Annotated in this window: 14 protein-coding genes; 8 read left to right on the forward strand and 6 right to left on the reverse strand. The window is 72.6% G+C overall.

Going from position 1 to position 13,646, the window contains the following annotated elements:
• Positions 1 to 12: 12 nt before the first annotated feature.
• Complete coding sequence (locus tag QA802_RS13450; protein WP_334521681.1) at positions 13 to 684, forward strand: O-methyltransferase; 672 nt, start codon at positions 13 to 15, stop codon at positions 682 to 684.
• An 88-nt stretch (positions 685 to 772) separates the two neighbouring features.
• Here QA802_RS13450 and QA802_RS13455 read toward each other — a convergent pair whose 3' ends face one another.
• Positions 773 to 1,159 (reverse strand): hypothetical protein, encoded by a 387-nt coding sequence (locus QA802_RS13455; protein WP_306952795.1) that lies wholly within the window; start codon positions 1,157 to 1,159, stop codon positions 773 to 775.
• Between the two features lie 117 nt (positions 1,160 to 1,276).
• Between QA802_RS13455 and QA802_RS13460 the strand changes: the two genes are divergently transcribed.
• Complete coding sequence (locus QA802_RS13460; RefSeq protein WP_334521684.1) at positions 1,277 to 1,702, forward strand: DnaJ family domain-containing protein; 426 nt, start codon at positions 1,277 to 1,279, stop codon at positions 1,700 to 1,702.
• Positions 1,703 to 1,753: 51 nt separating this feature from the next.
• Here QA802_RS13460 and QA802_RS13465 read toward each other — a convergent pair whose 3' ends face one another.
• Positions 1,754 to 2,548 carry a hypothetical protein gene (locus tag QA802_RS13465; RefSeq protein WP_334521687.1) on the reverse strand — a complete coding sequence of 265 codons (795 nt, stop codon included), beginning with the start codon at positions 2,546 to 2,548 and terminating at the stop codon, positions 1,754 to 1,756.
• Positions 2,549 to 2,553: 5 nt separating this feature from the next.
• Positions 2,554 to 3,264: a hypothetical protein gene (locus QA802_RS13470; RefSeq protein WP_334521690.1), complete on the reverse strand. Its 711-nt coding sequence runs from the start codon at positions 3,262 to 3,264 to the stop codon at positions 2,554 to 2,556.
• 222 nt (positions 3,265 to 3,486) lie between these two features.
• Between QA802_RS13470 and QA802_RS13475 the strand changes: the two genes are divergently transcribed.
• Positions 3,487 to 4,110, forward strand: a complete 624-nt coding sequence (locus tag QA802_RS13475) for a GNAT family N-acetyltransferase (protein WP_334521693.1) — start codon at positions 3,487 to 3,489, stop codon at positions 4,108 to 4,110.
• Here QA802_RS13475 and QA802_RS13480 read toward each other — a convergent pair.
• Positions 4,103 to 6,142: an MDR family MFS transporter gene (locus QA802_RS13480; protein WP_334521695.1), complete on the reverse strand. Its 2,040-nt coding sequence runs from the start codon at positions 6,140 to 6,142 to the stop codon at positions 4,103 to 4,105. The two genes, QA802_RS13475 and QA802_RS13480, sit on opposite strands and share 8 nt — an antisense overlap.
• Positions 6,143 to 6,311: 169 nt before the next feature.
• Between QA802_RS13480 and QA802_RS13485 the strand changes: the two genes are divergently transcribed.
• Positions 6,312 to 7,472: a peptidoglycan-binding domain-containing protein gene (locus tag QA802_RS13485; RefSeq protein WP_334521697.1), complete on the forward strand. Its 1,161-nt coding sequence runs from the start codon at positions 6,312 to 6,314 to the stop codon at positions 7,470 to 7,472.
• A 135-nt stretch (positions 7,473 to 7,607) separates the two neighbouring features.
• Here QA802_RS13485 and QA802_RS13490 read toward each other — a convergent pair whose 3' ends face one another.
• Both QA802_RS13490 and QA802_RS13495 read right to left on the reverse strand, forming a co-directional pair.
• Complete coding sequence (locus QA802_RS13490; RefSeq protein ID WP_334521700.1) at positions 7,608 to 8,303, reverse strand: HAD-IA family hydrolase; 696 nt, start codon at positions 8,301 to 8,303, stop codon at positions 7,608 to 7,610.
• A gap of 144 nt (positions 8,304 to 8,447) precedes the next feature.
• Positions 8,448 to 9,029 (reverse strand): TMEM165/GDT1 family protein, encoded by a 582-nt coding sequence (locus QA802_RS13495; RefSeq protein ID WP_334521703.1) that lies wholly within the window; start codon positions 9,027 to 9,029, stop codon positions 8,448 to 8,450.
• Between the two features lie 386 nt (positions 9,030 to 9,415).
• Here QA802_RS13495 and QA802_RS13500 point away from each other — a divergent pair, with 386 nt between their 5' ends.
• The 4 genes from QA802_RS13500 to QA802_RS13515 all read left to right on the forward strand — a co-directional run bounded on the left by QA802_RS13500 (position 9,416) and on the right by QA802_RS13515 (position 13,472).
• Positions 9,416 to 10,060, forward strand: coding sequence for an HNH endonuclease family protein (locus QA802_RS13500; RefSeq protein WP_334521705.1), 645 nt, complete (start codon positions 9,416 to 9,418; stop codon positions 10,058 to 10,060).
• A 181-nt stretch (positions 10,061 to 10,241) separates the two neighbouring features.
• Positions 10,242 to 11,942 (forward strand): alkaline phosphatase D family protein, encoded by a 1,701-nt coding sequence (locus tag QA802_RS13505; RefSeq protein WP_334521707.1) that lies wholly within the window; start codon positions 10,242 to 10,244, stop codon positions 11,940 to 11,942.
• 231 nt (positions 11,943 to 12,173) lie between these two features.
• Positions 12,174 to 12,623 carry a DoxX family protein gene (locus tag QA802_RS13510; RefSeq protein ID WP_319169725.1) on the forward strand — a complete coding sequence of 150 codons (450 nt, stop codon included), beginning with the start codon at positions 12,174 to 12,176 and terminating at the stop codon, positions 12,621 to 12,623.
• Between the two features lie 237 nt (positions 12,624 to 12,860).
• Positions 12,861 to 13,472 carry a DedA family protein gene (locus QA802_RS13515; protein WP_334521709.1) on the forward strand — a complete coding sequence of 204 codons (612 nt, stop codon included), beginning with the start codon at positions 12,861 to 12,863 and terminating at the stop codon, positions 13,470 to 13,472.
• Positions 13,473 to 13,646: the final 174 nt, after the last annotated feature.

The raw sequence follows: 13,646 nt of genomic DNA on the forward strand, positions 1-13,646 counted from the left end.
AGAGGCTGAGCCATGAGCGAGTCGCAGGTCTGGGACGCCGTCGACGCCTACTTCACCGGCCGTCTCGCCCCCGACGACGAGGTGATGGCCGCCGCGCTACGGGACAGCGAGGCCGCCGGGCTGCCGCACATCAGCGTGACGGCGAACCAGGGCAAGCTGCTGCAGCTCTTCGCGGAGGTGCAGGGGGCCCGGCAGATCCTGGAGATCGGCACGCTCGGCGGCTACAGCACGATCTGGCTGGCCCGCGCGCTGCCCGCCGACGGCCGGCTGATCTCCCTGGAGTACGAGCCCCGGCACGCGGAGGTCGCCGTCCGCAACATCGCCCGCGCGGGCCTCGACAAGGTGGTCGAGGTGCGGGTCGGCGCGGCGCTGGAGTCGCTGCCGCGGCTGGCGGACGAGAACCCGCCCCCGTTCGACCTGGTCTTCATCGACGCCGACAAGAGCAACAACGTCCATTATCTGGAGTGGGCGCTGAGGCTCACGAGCGCGGGCAGCCTCATCGTCGTCGACAACGTCGTGCGGGGTGGCCGGGTCGCCGACGCGCACAGTGACGCCGAGGACATTCGCGGCATCCGCGGCGCGATCGAGCTGATCGGCTCGCATCCGAGGCTGAGCGGCACTGCGATCCAGACGGTGGGGGCGAAGGGCTACGACGGTTTCGCACTGGCGCGCGTCCTGGCGTAGCCCCAGCCCCCGGCGTAGCCCCCCTCCGCAGCCCTTCTGCAGCCTTCTGTAAGCCCCTGCCGGGTTCCGGGACGGCGGGGCGGGTGGTTCAGCCCTCGTGGTAGAAGCCCACGTTGACGCTGCGCGGCCCGGTGCGGTCGTACACGATGATCTCGCCGGAGCCCGCCAGCGGCAGCGTCCCGCCGTACACGAGCGACTGGGTGTACTGCCCGATCACCAGCCGCACCTCGGAGGACGGCTCGTCCTGCGAGCCGCGCAGCCACGACACCTGCCAGGTGCCGTCGGGGCCGCACAGGAACTCCAGGTGCACACGGGAGACGAACAGCCAGTCGTCGGGGGTCGCGAGACGGCACACGGACCTGTCCCTGCCCACCCGCAGCACGGCGCCCGGGTCGCTCGGCGAGTCGGCCATCAGCATGCCGGCCGTGGCGCCCTCTTCCGTCCCGGAGACGGTGGCCATGGTCAGTTCGAGCACGTGCGCTCCCCTTGAGATGTCTTCGGCATGCCTGTCGGCGTCCTGTGTCCTAAGTGTGCGTGTACAGCCGACGCATGGTAAATCGCCCGGGCCCATGGCGTCCGGCACAATGGACGCATGACCGAGCGAAAGCCACCGGGTGTCCCGTTCGAGTCCTGGGTCGACAAACAGATCCGCGACGCCGAGCGGCGCGGCGATTTCGACCGACTGCCGGGCGCGGGAAAGCCGTTGCCGGCCGTTACCGACACCTCGTACGACGAACTCTGGTGGGTCAAGCGGAAGTTGGCCCGCGAGGGCCTCTCCGTGCTGCCGCCGACCCTCGCCCTGCGCAAGGAGGCGGAGGACGCTCTGGCGGCGGCGTACGCGGCTCCGTCGGAACGCCTCGTCCGGAAGATCATCACGGACGTCAACGAGAAACTGCGCGACATGATGTTCAAGCCGCCGCCCGGCCCCCCGCTGGGCATGAAGCCGTACGACGTCGAAACGGTCGTACGGGAGTGGCGGGAGCGCCGGGCGGCGGCCGAGGACGCGCCGCGGGACTGAGCGGCAGTGACACAGGCTCAGCGGGGCTGAGCCAGCCGTGCAGGGGAGCGGTCAGAGGTGCAGCAGCCGCTCCGTGAGTTCGCGGTAGTCCCGCAGGGCCAGCCGCAGTTGCTCGGTGTCGACGGTCGTGGCGGCCGCCGGCGCGCGCTCCTTGCCTGCGCCCGCCTTTGCGCCGCCTTCCTTTCCGCCGCCCTCCGGATGCCAGGAGCCGCGCAGGGTACGACGGCGGCGGTCCACGGCCTCGGTGAGGTGTCCGGCGAGCTCCTCCAGCGCCTCGTCGGCCTCCGCCACGGCGTCCCGGGGACCGTCGACGAACCCGACGACGGCGTGCCGCAGGCGGGTGGCGATCCGGTCGCACTCCTCGTCCGGGAGGAGGGACGAGGTGCTGCGGCCGTCGTGGGGACCGGCGCCGGCGGCCCCCTCACCGGCCTCGGCCGCCGTACCTCCGGCGACTCCCGTTCGGGACGTCGAGCCGGTGGTGCCCGTTGGTTCAGCGGTGCCCGTTGGTTCGGTGGTGCCCGTTGGTTCAGCGGTGCCCGTTGATCCGGCCGTGCGGTTGGTGCCGGTCGGGCCGGGCGTTGCGGGGAGCGGTGTGGCGGAGGCCGTCGTCGTGCGTCCGGAGTCCTCCGTCGCCTCCGTCGCCTTCTTCGCCTCTCCCCTCGGCGCCCGACTCGTCTCGCCCGGCAGGGCCGTCTTGTGAGTCGGCGGCTCGTGAGTCGGCGGCTCGGGGGGCCGCGGCGGCTCGTAGGGCGACGGGGTTTCGTCGCGCCGGGTGGCGGACCGGCGGTCGTCGGCCGGTTCGCGGTTCTCCGGGCCGGCGCCCTTGCTCGGTGTCATGTCCGGCATGACGGTCAGCCCTCCTTCGTCTGGTGGCGGTGGAAGCCCCACGGCAGGTGGTGGCCTGAGCTGGAGGGTTCCCGGGTCGCGGGCTGTGCCGCGCGGTCGTGGCCGGGGTCGCGGCGGGCCGGGCCGACCAGGTCGTCGAAGAGAGCGCGGGCCTCGACCATGGCGGCCCGCATGTCCTCGGTGCCGGGCGCGTGGCCGCCGTCCGTCCCCGGAGCGTCGGCCGAGCCCGCGTGACGCGTGCCGTCGCCGCCTGCCGAGAAGCGGGCGACGCGATGGACGCGGCGGTAGCCGTGGACGCGGTGCGCGTGGTGGACGGAGAGCGCGGCGAGCTGCTCCTCGTGCTGGCCGCCGTCCGGGAAGCCCCGGGCTCCGGCGACTTCCGCGATCAGCCGGTCCGCCTCGGCGACCGCTTCCCGGGGCGAGTCGACGAACCGCTCCTGGGCGGCCGTCCAACGAGCCTCGAAGCGCTCGCGTTCGGCGGCCTCCAGCGGGCGCTCGCGCAGGCCGCCGTGCCGCTCCACGAGAGCGTCGAGCTCTCGCTCCGCGGCCTTGACGTCTCCGTCGTGCCGGGCGACCGCCCGGTCGTACTCGGGCCCGAAGCGGTGCTTCAGGCTGCGTCCGCCGTGCGAGCCGCGGGCCCGCACGGCCAGGACGGCCGCGACGGCGACTACGGCCGCCACGACCACGATCAGAGCGATGATCACTCCTGTGGACATGCCTTGCCTTCCGGTGTGTCGGCCCCACGGGCCGGTTCCTGACTCGGGTTGCCCGGACGGCCCCTCCCAAACGGCCTCCCACACCGAGCGGACCTCGGAACGGGCCCCGGCACGGGCCCGGGCGCCGGCACGGGCGCGGGCGCCGGCGCGGGCGCGGGCGCCGGCGCCGGCACGGGCAAATTCGCTTGCGGGGCAGCGGTGCCGCCTTCCGACAATGTCCGCATGACGACCCCCACCCCCACCCCGGCCCCGACCTCGGGCCCGACGCCCACGCGGACCCCGACCTCGGGCCCGACGCCCACGCGGACCCCGACCCCGACGCCGCCCCCGGGCCCGACCCCGTCGCCGTGGACCATCGCCCCCGAGCCCTTCGACTCCCCCGACGCCGCGGCGCTCTGGCGGGCTTACTACACCGAGGTCAGCGACCGTTACTACCTGTTGCACGAGGGGCGCCGCACCGGACCCGCCGAGCTGGACCGGGAGATCGCCGCCCACACCGGCGCCGAACTCTCCCCGCCCACCGGGCAGTTGCTGGTAGGCCGGTACGGTGGCGAACCGGCGGGCACCGCCGGCGTACGGCTGCTGGACGCGACGACCGCCGAGCTCACCCGGGTCTTCGTGCGGGAGGGTCTGCGCGGCAGGGGCGGCGCCCCGCTCCTCGTCCGGGCCGCGGAGGACGCCGCCCGCGCGCTCGGCGCCGACCGCGTGGTGCTCGACACCCGCGCCGACCTGGCCGAGGCCCGTGCCTTGTACGCCCGGCTGGGATACGCCGAGACCGAGCCGTACAACAGCGATCCCTACGCCGACCACTGGTTCGCGAAATCTCTTGCCCCGCAGGTCAGTTGAGCCGGTTCACCGGCCGTTGGTCGTGCGGCTGCTCCCGGTCCGAGCCGCACAGCTCGCCCGTCAGCTCCCTGACCAGCTGGACCAGGTCGGTGGGGCGGTCGGGTCCCCACCAGTCGCCGAGCAGTTCGGCCAGTGACTCCTCACGGGCCGCGGCGAGCCGCTCGGCGGCCGCCCTGCCCTCGTCGGTCAGCACCATGTCCAGGCCCCGGCGGACGGCGAGACCCCGCCCCTCGATCTGCCGGGCCGCCTCGATGACCACCGCCAGCGGGACGGAGCTGCGTTCGGCCACCATCGACGGCTCCACGCTGCCGTACCGCTTGATGCGCAGCAGCAGCCAGCTCGCGGCGGGGACGAGGTCGTAGCCGGCGCGTGCGGTGATCGTCCGGTAGATCTCGCGGCGGCCCTCGCGGGTGCCGAGGACGGACAGTGCCCGGCACACCTCGTCGTACGAGGAACGTTCCACCGGGTTGCTGGCGAGGGTCTCGGTGACGTCGGGGGCGGTGACCGAGGCGCGCAGCGGGTCCTCCCGCAGGAACCAGGCGAGGACGAAGCCCACGATCGCGACGGGCGCGGCGTAAAGGAAGACGTCGGTGATCGCGGAGGCGTACGCGTCCAGGACGCTCGGACGCAGGTCGGACGGCAGGTCGGCGATGCCGCGCGGGTCGGACTCCAGCGCGTCTGCCGACACCCCGGGCGGGAGCCGGACGCCCGCGAAGGCGTCCGCGAGCTTGTCGCCGAGGCGGGCCGCGAAGATCGTGCCGAAGATCGCGACGCCGAACGAGGCGCCGATGGAGCGGAAGAAGGTCGCGCCGGAGGTGGCGACGCCGAGATCCTCGTAGGGGACCGCGTTCTGCACGATCAGCACCAGCACCTGCATGACGAGGCCCAGGCCGAGGCCGAAGACGAAGAAGCAGACGCTCATCTCGAACGTGGAGCTGTGCTCGTCGAGCCGGTGCAGGAGGAGCAGACCGAGCGCCGTGACGGCGGTGCCGGCGACCGGGAACACCTTCCAGCGGCCGGTGCGGCTGACGATCTGGCCGGACCCCGTGGAGGAGATCAGCATGCCGACCACCATCGGCAGCATGTGCACGCCGGACATGGTCGGCGAGACACCGTGCACCACCTGGAGGAAGGTCGGCAGGTAGGTCATCGCGCCGAACATCGCGAAGCCGATGATGAAGCTGATCACGGCGGAGAGGGTGAAGGTGCGGACGCGGAACAGCTTGAGCGGCAGGACCGGTTCGGCCGCCCGCCGCTCCACCGTCACGAACGCGACCGCCAGCAGAACCCCCAGTACCGCCAGCCCGACGATCTGTGACGAGCCCCAGTCCCAGGTGGTGCCGCCGAGCGAGGCCACCAGCACCAGACAGGTGGCGACCGAGGCGATGAGGAAGGTGCCCAGGTAGTCGATGACGTGTTTCGTCGCTCTGCGCGGGATGCGCAGCACGGCCGCGATGACGGCGAGGGCCACGACGCCGACGGGCAGGTTGACGTAGAACACCCAGCGCCAGCTCAGGTGCTCGGTGAACAGGCCGCCCAGCAGCGGGCCGAGGACGCTGGTGGCGCCGAACACCGCGCCGAACAGGCCCTGGTAGCGGCCACGGTCGCGCGGTGGCACGATGTCGCCGACGATCGCCATCGACAGCACCATCAACCCGCCGCCGCCCAGCCCCTGAAGCGCACGGAAAGCGATCAACTGCGGCATGTTTTGCGCCATTCCGCACAGCGCCGAACCGATCAGGAAGAGGACGATCGCCGCCTCGAACAGCCGCTTGCGCCCGTACTGGTCGCCGAGTTTGCCCCACAGCGGGGTCGCGGCCGTCGACGCCAGCAGATACGCGGTGACCACCCAGGACAGATGCTCCATACCACCGAGTTCGCTGACGATCGTCGGCAGGGCGGTCGACACGATCGTCTGGTCCAGGGCGGCGAGGAGCATGCCGAGCAGCAGGGCGCCGATCGAGACGAGAACGTTTCCGGACACGTGTTCCTGACGCGGATCCGCCGTGCGGCTGTGCGCGTCCAACGCCATGGATGCCTCCTGAGGCTCGGTGACCCTTTCATCGTGATCGGTGTGACCCGTTATGGCCTCTTGAGTCCTTCCGAATCCCAACGGAATTCGACGTTCCGGGGCCACGGACGACCGGTTGTGTGGAGGATCTGCATAATCGCTTGAAGTTTGAACAGGGAGGGCCGAAGACGTGATCGATCCGACGGGGTGGCAGAGGCGGCCGGGACGGCCCGGACTGCCGTGCCCGGAGTGCGGAGCGCTCCGCGCGCCCGACAACACCCCGTCCTGCACCTGCGCCCGGCGGGCCTCGGACGCCCTGCGCGACACGCGCACGGCGGAGGCGGCCGCCGCGGAGGACTTCGATCCGTTGCGCATACGGCCATACGTGGAGCTCGACGACGCGGAACCGGACGGCACGAACGCGCGCGGCACGACCGGCCCCGCCGACACGCCCCGCGCGACCGGTGTGCCCCGCGCGACCGACGTGACGATGCCGATGGCGGCGGTTCCGGCCGACGCGACCATGCCCCTGCGCCGCGTGGACCCCGCCGGCCCGCCGCCGGACGCCACGGCGACACTCCCCACGACGCTCACGCCACACACGCCACACACGCCACACACGCCACTTACGCCGCTCACACCTCCGGGCTCCGAGCCCAGCACGACCGATCTACGACTGTTCGGGACGGCGTATGCCGGCGCGGCCCACCCGGACGGCGAGCAAACGCGCCCCCGTCCGCGCCGCCGCCGGGTCCTGCTGGTCGCGACGACCGGCGCCGTCGTCGCCGTGGTGACGGCGGCCGGGTTCGCCGCCGGACTGTTCTCCTACGAGAAGCCGACCCGCGAGAGCGCGGCCTCCAAGGACGTGCGGGCCGCCGTGCCCGCCCCCTCCGTCAGCGCGTCCTCGGCGTCGCCGTCGGCGAGCCGCTCCGCGTCCCCGTCGGCCCCAAAGGCCCCGCCGTCGCCCTCCGAGAGGGAGAGCCCGTCGCCGTCCGCGACGCCGGAGAGCGCCTCGCCCAGCGCGTCCCCGTCGGCCGAGGCGAGCCCGGCGACTCCGACCGCCGAGGCCTCCCTCGCCCCGGGACCCGACAAGAGGGCCGACGCCGTCCAGAGAGGCTCCGCCGACGTCGTCTCCCTGCGGCGCGGCGACCAGGGCTCCGAGGTGACCGAACTGCAACTGCGGCTGACAGCGGCGTTCTTCTACGACGGCGAGGCCGACGGCACCTTCTCCGACGAGGTCGAGGAGGCCGTGCGCAACTACCAGTGGTCCCGGGGGACGACGGAGGACGGTCTGGGCGTGTACGGCCCGGTGACCCGGGCCCGCCTGGAGTCGGAGACGAAGGAACCCTAGCCGCCACTCGAAGTGGGAGCACGCCACCGAAGCACGGAAGCGGAGCACGAAAGCCGAGTACGAGAGCGGAGCCGGAAGCACGGCAGGGCCTGCGCGCAGAACAAGCCCGACACGCAGGGCAGGCCGGACGACAGCTCAGCCGACCCGGATCCGCACCTCCGCCACCCCCGGCTCCCCCGCCTCTCCCGTGCCCCTTGCGCGCCCCGCGCCCCCCACAACCTCCACCCGCACTTCGCAAAGATCCCGCACGACCGCGTCCGGCCCGTGTGCCGCCGCTCGCGGCCCCACGCCGACGACCCGCATCCCGGCCGCCCGCCCCGCCGCGATGCCCGCCCCGGAGTCCTCGAAGACGACGCACCGCGCCGGGTCGACCCCCAGCTCCGCCGCAGCCTTCAAAAAGCCCTCGGGGTCCGGCTTGCTCGCACCCACCGACTCCGCGGTCACCCGCACCTCGGGGAGTTCCAGCCCCGCCGCGGCCATCCGGGCCGTCGACAGCGGGACGTCCGCCGACGTGACCAGCGCGTGCGGGACGCCGCGCAGGGAGGCGAGGAACTCCGGCGCGCCGGGCACCGGGACGACGCCGTCCAGGTCGGCGGTCTCCGCCGCCAGCATCCGCGCGTTGTCCTCGAGGTTCAGCCGCATGGGCCGCCCGGGCAGCAGCACGGCCATCGAGGCATGCCCCTGCCTGCCGTGGGCGACCTCCATGACCTCGTCGCCGTCGAGTCCGTGTGCGTCGGCCCAGCGCCGCCAGATCCGCTCCACGACGGCGTCCGAGTTCACGAGGGTGCCGTCCATGTCGAGCAGGAGGGCGCGGGCGGTGAGGACCGGCATCAGCAGCTCCAGATACGTAAGGACAAGGCGGCCCCGCCCGCCGGTCAGGGGAAAACGAGCGGGAGCCACTTTGTTCCCCCACGGTACAAAACAATCGCCCCCGGGCGCCACCCCATCCGGGGAGCCCCTTGCCCCCACCCCGCCTCAGCCGGCGATCGCCTCCCAGAGGCTCCAGACGCCCAGCAGCAGCATCAGCAGGGCCGCGATCCGGGTGATCAGCGTCAGCGGCACCCGCTTCATCAGGGCCTTTCCGCCGACGATGCCGATGCCGGCCACCGCCCACAGCGCCAGCACCGCGCCCAGGCCCACGGAGAGCGGGTCGTCGTAACGAGCGGCCAGGTTGGCCGTCATGATCTGGGTGAGGTCGCCGAACTCGGCGACGAGGATCAGCATGAAGCCCGCCCCGGCGACCTTCCAGAAGGACTGGTCCTGCGGCCGCCGGACCTCCTCGTCGTCCTCGTCCTTCTTCAGCAGCAGCACGGCCGCGCCGCCGAGGAAGAGGACGCCGGTCAGCGCGTGCACGATCTGCTGCGGCAGCAGGGTGAGCACGCTGCCCGCCGCGACGGCCAGCGTGACGTGCAGGGCGAAGGCGGCGGCGATGCCGGCGAAGACGTACGAGGCGCGGTAGCGGGTGCCGAGAACGAGTCCGGCCAGCGCGGTCTTGTCCGGCAGCTCGGCCAGGAAGACGACGCCGAAGACGAGCGCCGTCACGGTGATGCTGATCAAGGTTCCTCTATCGGTCGGAGGCCGCCCCGCCGAGAGTGCTGCAGTCCTTGCGAAGATCCTCACGAAGACGCCTCGGCACGGCAGCACACGTCATCCGTGCCGTGCGGCACGGATGTGCACTGCTTGCCGAAGGTCTCGCTGGCGGGCCCGTCAACACGGACTCGCCTCCGGGCGCCGGCTCAGACGAGCTGAGCAGTATGTCGACGGTCCGGCGAAGAGCTACTCCCCTTCTGCGCCGTCCAGTGTACGAGATCGTTCCGTCGCAACCCTTGTCGTGTCATGCACTCGTCACTAGCTTCTCACCGGGCGCACATCTCCCCGCAACACGGCAGCACGAGCATTTCCACGCCCGTGCTGCAACACCCCGCCTCCCCAACGGAGTTCACATGTCGAAGTTCTACGCGCGTGGACGGCTGAGCGCAACAGCCGTTCTCACCGCCCTCATAGCCTCGGTCGGGCTGTTCCAGTCCCCGACCGCCTCCGCCGCCCTGCCCACCCCGGTCTCCGCCGCCACCGCCCGCACCTATCTCGCCTCGCTCACCGTGAAGGCCGAGAGCCGCACCGGCTACGACCGCGACCTGTTCCCCACCTGGATCACCATCAGCGGCGCCTGCAACACCCGCGAGTACATCCTCAAGCGGGACGGCACGAACGTCGTCACCAACTCCGCCTGCACCGCCACCAGCGGCAGCTGGTACTCCCCGTACGACGGCGCCACCTGGACCGCCGCCTCCGACCTCGACATCGACCACCTGGTCCCGCTCGCCGAGGCCTGGGACTCGGGGGCGAGCGCCTGGACCACCGCCAAGCGCCAGGGCTTCGCCAACGACGTCACGCGCCCGCAGCTGATCGCCGTCACGGACAACGTGAACCAGTCCAAGAGCGACCAGGACCCGGCCGAGTGGATGCCGTCGCGCACCGCGTACCGCTGCACCTACGTGCGCGCCTGGGTCCAGGTGAAGTACTACTACGACCTCTCGGTGGACTCGGCCGAGAAGAGCGCGCTGACGGGCTACCTCGCCGGCTGCTGACCCCACTGCTGGCCCCACCGCTGGCCCCACCGCCGGCCCCACCGCTGGCCCCACCGCTGGCCGACTGCTGACCGACTGCCGACCCGTCCGCGGCCGACCGGCACTGCCCCGGCACGCCCACGGCACTCCCCGGGACCCTCGTCGTTCCGTACCGTACGGTGCGACGGAGGAGGGCGATCACGTGGCCGGACTGCGACTGGGACCACTGCTGAGATACGCCGACGGCTCGTCCGCGACCGTATGGGTCGAGGCGAGCCGTCCGTGCGCCGCCGAGGTGCGCTGCGCCGACGGTGCGGGCGGCGCCGCCCGCACCTTCCAGGTGGCGGGCCACCACTACGCGCTGGTCGAGGTGACCGGCCTGACGGCGGGCACCGCGACGGCCTACGAGGTCTTCCTCGACGGGTCACCCGTGTGGCCGCCGCCCGACTCCCCCTTCCCGCCCTCCGAGATCCACTCCGCCGCCGCAGCAGCAGCCGCTGCCGCGACCGCCGCCGCCGAACGCGACGGGAACGGGGACAGGGGCGGCGGCGACGCCGTCCGGGTGGCGTTCGGCTCCTGCCGCTGGGCGGCGCCCCCGGCCGGCGGGAACGACCCGGTCGGCCCCGACGCCCTGGACGGCCTGGCGAGGCGCCTCGCCGCCGACCCGACCGCCGAACGCCCGGACGTCCTGCTGCTGTTGGGCGACCAGGTGTACGCCGACGAGGTCTCCGACGCGACCCGGAAGCGGATCGACGCCCGCCGCGGCCTGACCGATCCGCCGGGCGCCGAGGTCGCGGACTACGAGGAGTACACCTGGCTCTACTACGAGTCCTGGCGCGACCCCGCGGTGCGCTGGCTGCTGTCCACCGTGCCGACGTGCATGGTGTTCGACGACCATGACGTGATCGACGACTGGAACACCTCCGCGGCCTGGGTGACCGACATGCGGGCCACCGCCTGGTGGCACGAGCGGGTGCTGAGCGGACTGATGTCGTACTGGGTGCACCAGCACCTCGGGAACCTGTCCCCCGCCGAGCTGGCCGCCGACCCGCTCTACGCCGCCGTACGCGACGCACCCGACGGCACCGACGTGCTGCGCGCCTTCGCCGACCGGGCGGACACCGACCCGGCGTCCGTGCGGTGGAGCTACCGGCGCGACTTCGGGCGGGTACGGCTGCTGATCGTCGACAGCAGGGCGGCAAGGGTCCTCGACGAGAGCCGGCGCGCGATGCTCGACGAGGGCGAGCGGGCCTGGCTGCGCGCCCAGGTCCTCGACCGTCCCGGCTCCTACGACCACCTCCTCGTCGGCTCCTCGCTGCCCTGGCTGCTGCCGCATCTGGTGCACGACGCCGAGGAATGGGACGCCGCCCTGTGCCGGGGGGAGCGCGGCGCACGCTGGGCCCGCTTCGGGGAGAGACTGCGGCGCGGAGCGGATCTGGAGCACTGGGCGGCCTTCCCGGAGTCCTTCGCCGAGTTGGCGGAGCTGATCGCCGACACGGGAGCCGGGGCGGGAGCCGGAGCGGAGGCGCCGGCCACCGTGCTGGTGCTCTCCGGGGACGTGCACCACGCCTACGTGGCCGAGGCGCGCTGGCGCGAGTCGCCCGGACCGGACGCCCGGGTGCTGCAGCTCACCTGCTCTCCCGTCCACAACTCCGTTCCCCTGTCGATCCGGGTGGGCTTCCGCTTCGGCTGGAGTGCCGTGGCCCGCGCGCTCGGCCGGCGCCTGCGCCGGCACGGTCACTGCCCGCAGCCTCCGGTGACCTGGCGCAAGAAGGGCGGGCCATGGTTCGGCAACCAGCTCATGTCGCTGACCCTGCACGGCCGTTCCGCCCGGTTGCGACTGGAGCAGGCGCAGAAGGACGGGGCGCTCGGCACGGTGGCCGAATCCGACCTCACCTCCTGATGCGGCTGCCTGTCATCTGATTGCACGTCAAAAAGGGCTATAGCCAGGGGAATTGATGCAGGGGTTGGCTGTGAGCGCTCTGTGAAGGATGGCCAAAAGTTGAACTAGCAAGCATTGTTTAGGCAGACCTAACATTGACCGCTCGTCAGCACCGCCGTCCCCCGACGACGGGTCCGGCCCACTCCCCATGCGGGACCGGTCCCGCCCCACATCTAAGGAGCACCCCCCACCATGTCCGCTCGTCTCGACGCCGCACAGCCGTATGCGGTGGGTCTCTACCGCATCGTCGTCGGCCTGCTCTTCACCTGTCACGGCGCGGCCTCGCTCTTCGGCGTCCTCGGCGCGGAGGCCGCCGGCCGCACCGTCGACGCCGGCGCCTGGCCCGGCTGGTACGCGGCCGTGATCCAGCTCGTCTGCGGCAGCCTGGTGTTGATCGGCCTCGGCACCCGGCCCGCCGCCTTACTCGCCTCGGGCTCCATGGCGTACGCGTACTTCAAGGTGCACCAGCCCAACGCCCTGTGGCCGATGGAGAACGGCGGCGAGGCGTCGGCGATGTTCTGCTGGGCCTTCCTGCTGCTGGTGTTCACCGGTTCCGGCGCCCTGAGCCTGGACCGCCTGGTCGCGGGCCGTACGGCCACGAAGCGGGAGCCCGCGACGCGGCAGTCCACGGTCTCCGTCTGACACGTCCGACCTGTCTGTCGTCCGACCCGCCCCTCCCACGACCGCCCGGCCGCACGACCGCCGGGCGGTCGTGGGCGTCCCAGAGGGTGAACGTCGTGTGCCGAACACACGAGCCCCCCGTGAATCCCCTGTCACACCCCGGGCGTACGCTGTATGGCTGTCATTGGCCGCATCTGCCGCTCCCCCGCGACACAGCGGCACGGTCGGTCGTCACGGGGGAGACACGGGGAGTTCGCGGTGTTCGACAGTGTGGGGGCGTTGCTCGGCAGCCCCTGGATCTACGCGGTGGTGGGCCTGTCGGTCCTTCTCGACGTGTTCCTGCCGGTGTTGCCCAGCGGAGTGCTCGTCATCACGGCGGCCACGGCCGCCGCGGCGGGCTCGGGCGCGGCGACCGGACGGGTCCCGCACGACGTGCCGGACATCATGGTCCTGGTCCTCTCCGCGACGACCGCCTCGGTACTCGGCGACCTGGTGGCCTACCGGCTCGCCTGGCGCGGCGGCGAGCGCCTGGACCGGGCGATCTCCCGGTCCCGCCGGCTGACCACCGCGCAGGAACGTCTCGGCGAGGCGCTGGCCCGGGGCGGCGGCGCGCTGGTCGTGCTGGCCCGCTTCGCCCCGGCAGGCCGCTCCGTCGTCTCGCTCATCGCGGGCGCCGCGCATCGCCGCCCGCGCGACTTCCTCCCCTGGTCCGCGCTGGCCGGCCTCTCCTGGGCGGGCTACAGCGCAGCCCTCGGCTACTTCGGCGCCCACTGGCTGGGGACGACGTGGCTGGCGACGGGTGTGTCGGTCCTCGCCCTGTTCGGCGCGGGCGCCGTCGCCGCCTTCGTCATGCGCCGCCAGCCGGCATAACGCCCCCCGGGGCCGGGCACGCGCCCTGCGGCGCTACGAAGCCGACCGGGCGCACCGCGCCACCGTCTCCGACACGCACCACGGGCCACCGAGACGCCCCGAACGAGCACAGGCCGTCCACGCAGCACAGGCCGCCCGCGGTACAAGCCGGCCACGACGGGCGATGACGACGAC

It is taken from the genome of Streptomyces sp. B21-105 (genome assembly GCF_036898465.1).
Classification (GTDB): domain Bacteria; phylum Actinomycetota; class Actinomycetes; order Streptomycetales; family Streptomycetaceae; genus Streptomyces.

Coding starts and splice junctions, on each gene's coding strand:
- QA802_RS13460 (WP_334521684.1), top strand. CDS start 1,277: ATGACCGAGCGAAAGCCACCGGGTGTCCCGTTCGAGTCCTGGGTCGAC.
- QA802_RS13510 (WP_319169725.1), top strand. CDS start 12,174: ATGTCCGCTCGTCTCGACGCCGCACAGCCGTATGCGGTGGGTCTCTAC.
- QA802_RS13490 (WP_334521700.1), bottom strand. CDS start 8,303: ATGCCGGTCCTCACCGCCCGCGCCCTCCTGCTCGACATGGACGGCACC.
- QA802_RS13480 (WP_334521695.1), bottom strand. CDS start 6,142: ATGGCGTTGGACGCGCACAGCCGCACGGCGGATCCGCGTCAGGAACAC.
- QA802_RS13500 (WP_334521705.1), top strand. CDS start 9,416: ATGTCGAAGTTCTACGCGCGTGGACGGCTGAGCGCAACAGCCGTTCTC.
- QA802_RS13465 (WP_334521687.1), bottom strand. CDS start 2,548: ATGCCGGACATGACACCGAGCAAGGGCGCCGGCCCGGAGAACCGCGAA.
- QA802_RS13475 (WP_334521693.1), top strand. CDS start 3,487: ATGACGACCCCCACCCCCACCCCGGCCCCGACCTCGGGCCCGACGCCC.
- QA802_RS13470 (WP_334521690.1), bottom strand. CDS start 3,264: ATGTCCACAGGAGTGATCATCGCTCTGATCGTGGTCGTGGCGGCCGTA.
- QA802_RS13450 (WP_334521681.1), top strand. CDS start 13: ATGAGCGAGTCGCAGGTCTGGGACGCCGTCGACGCCTACTTCACCGGC.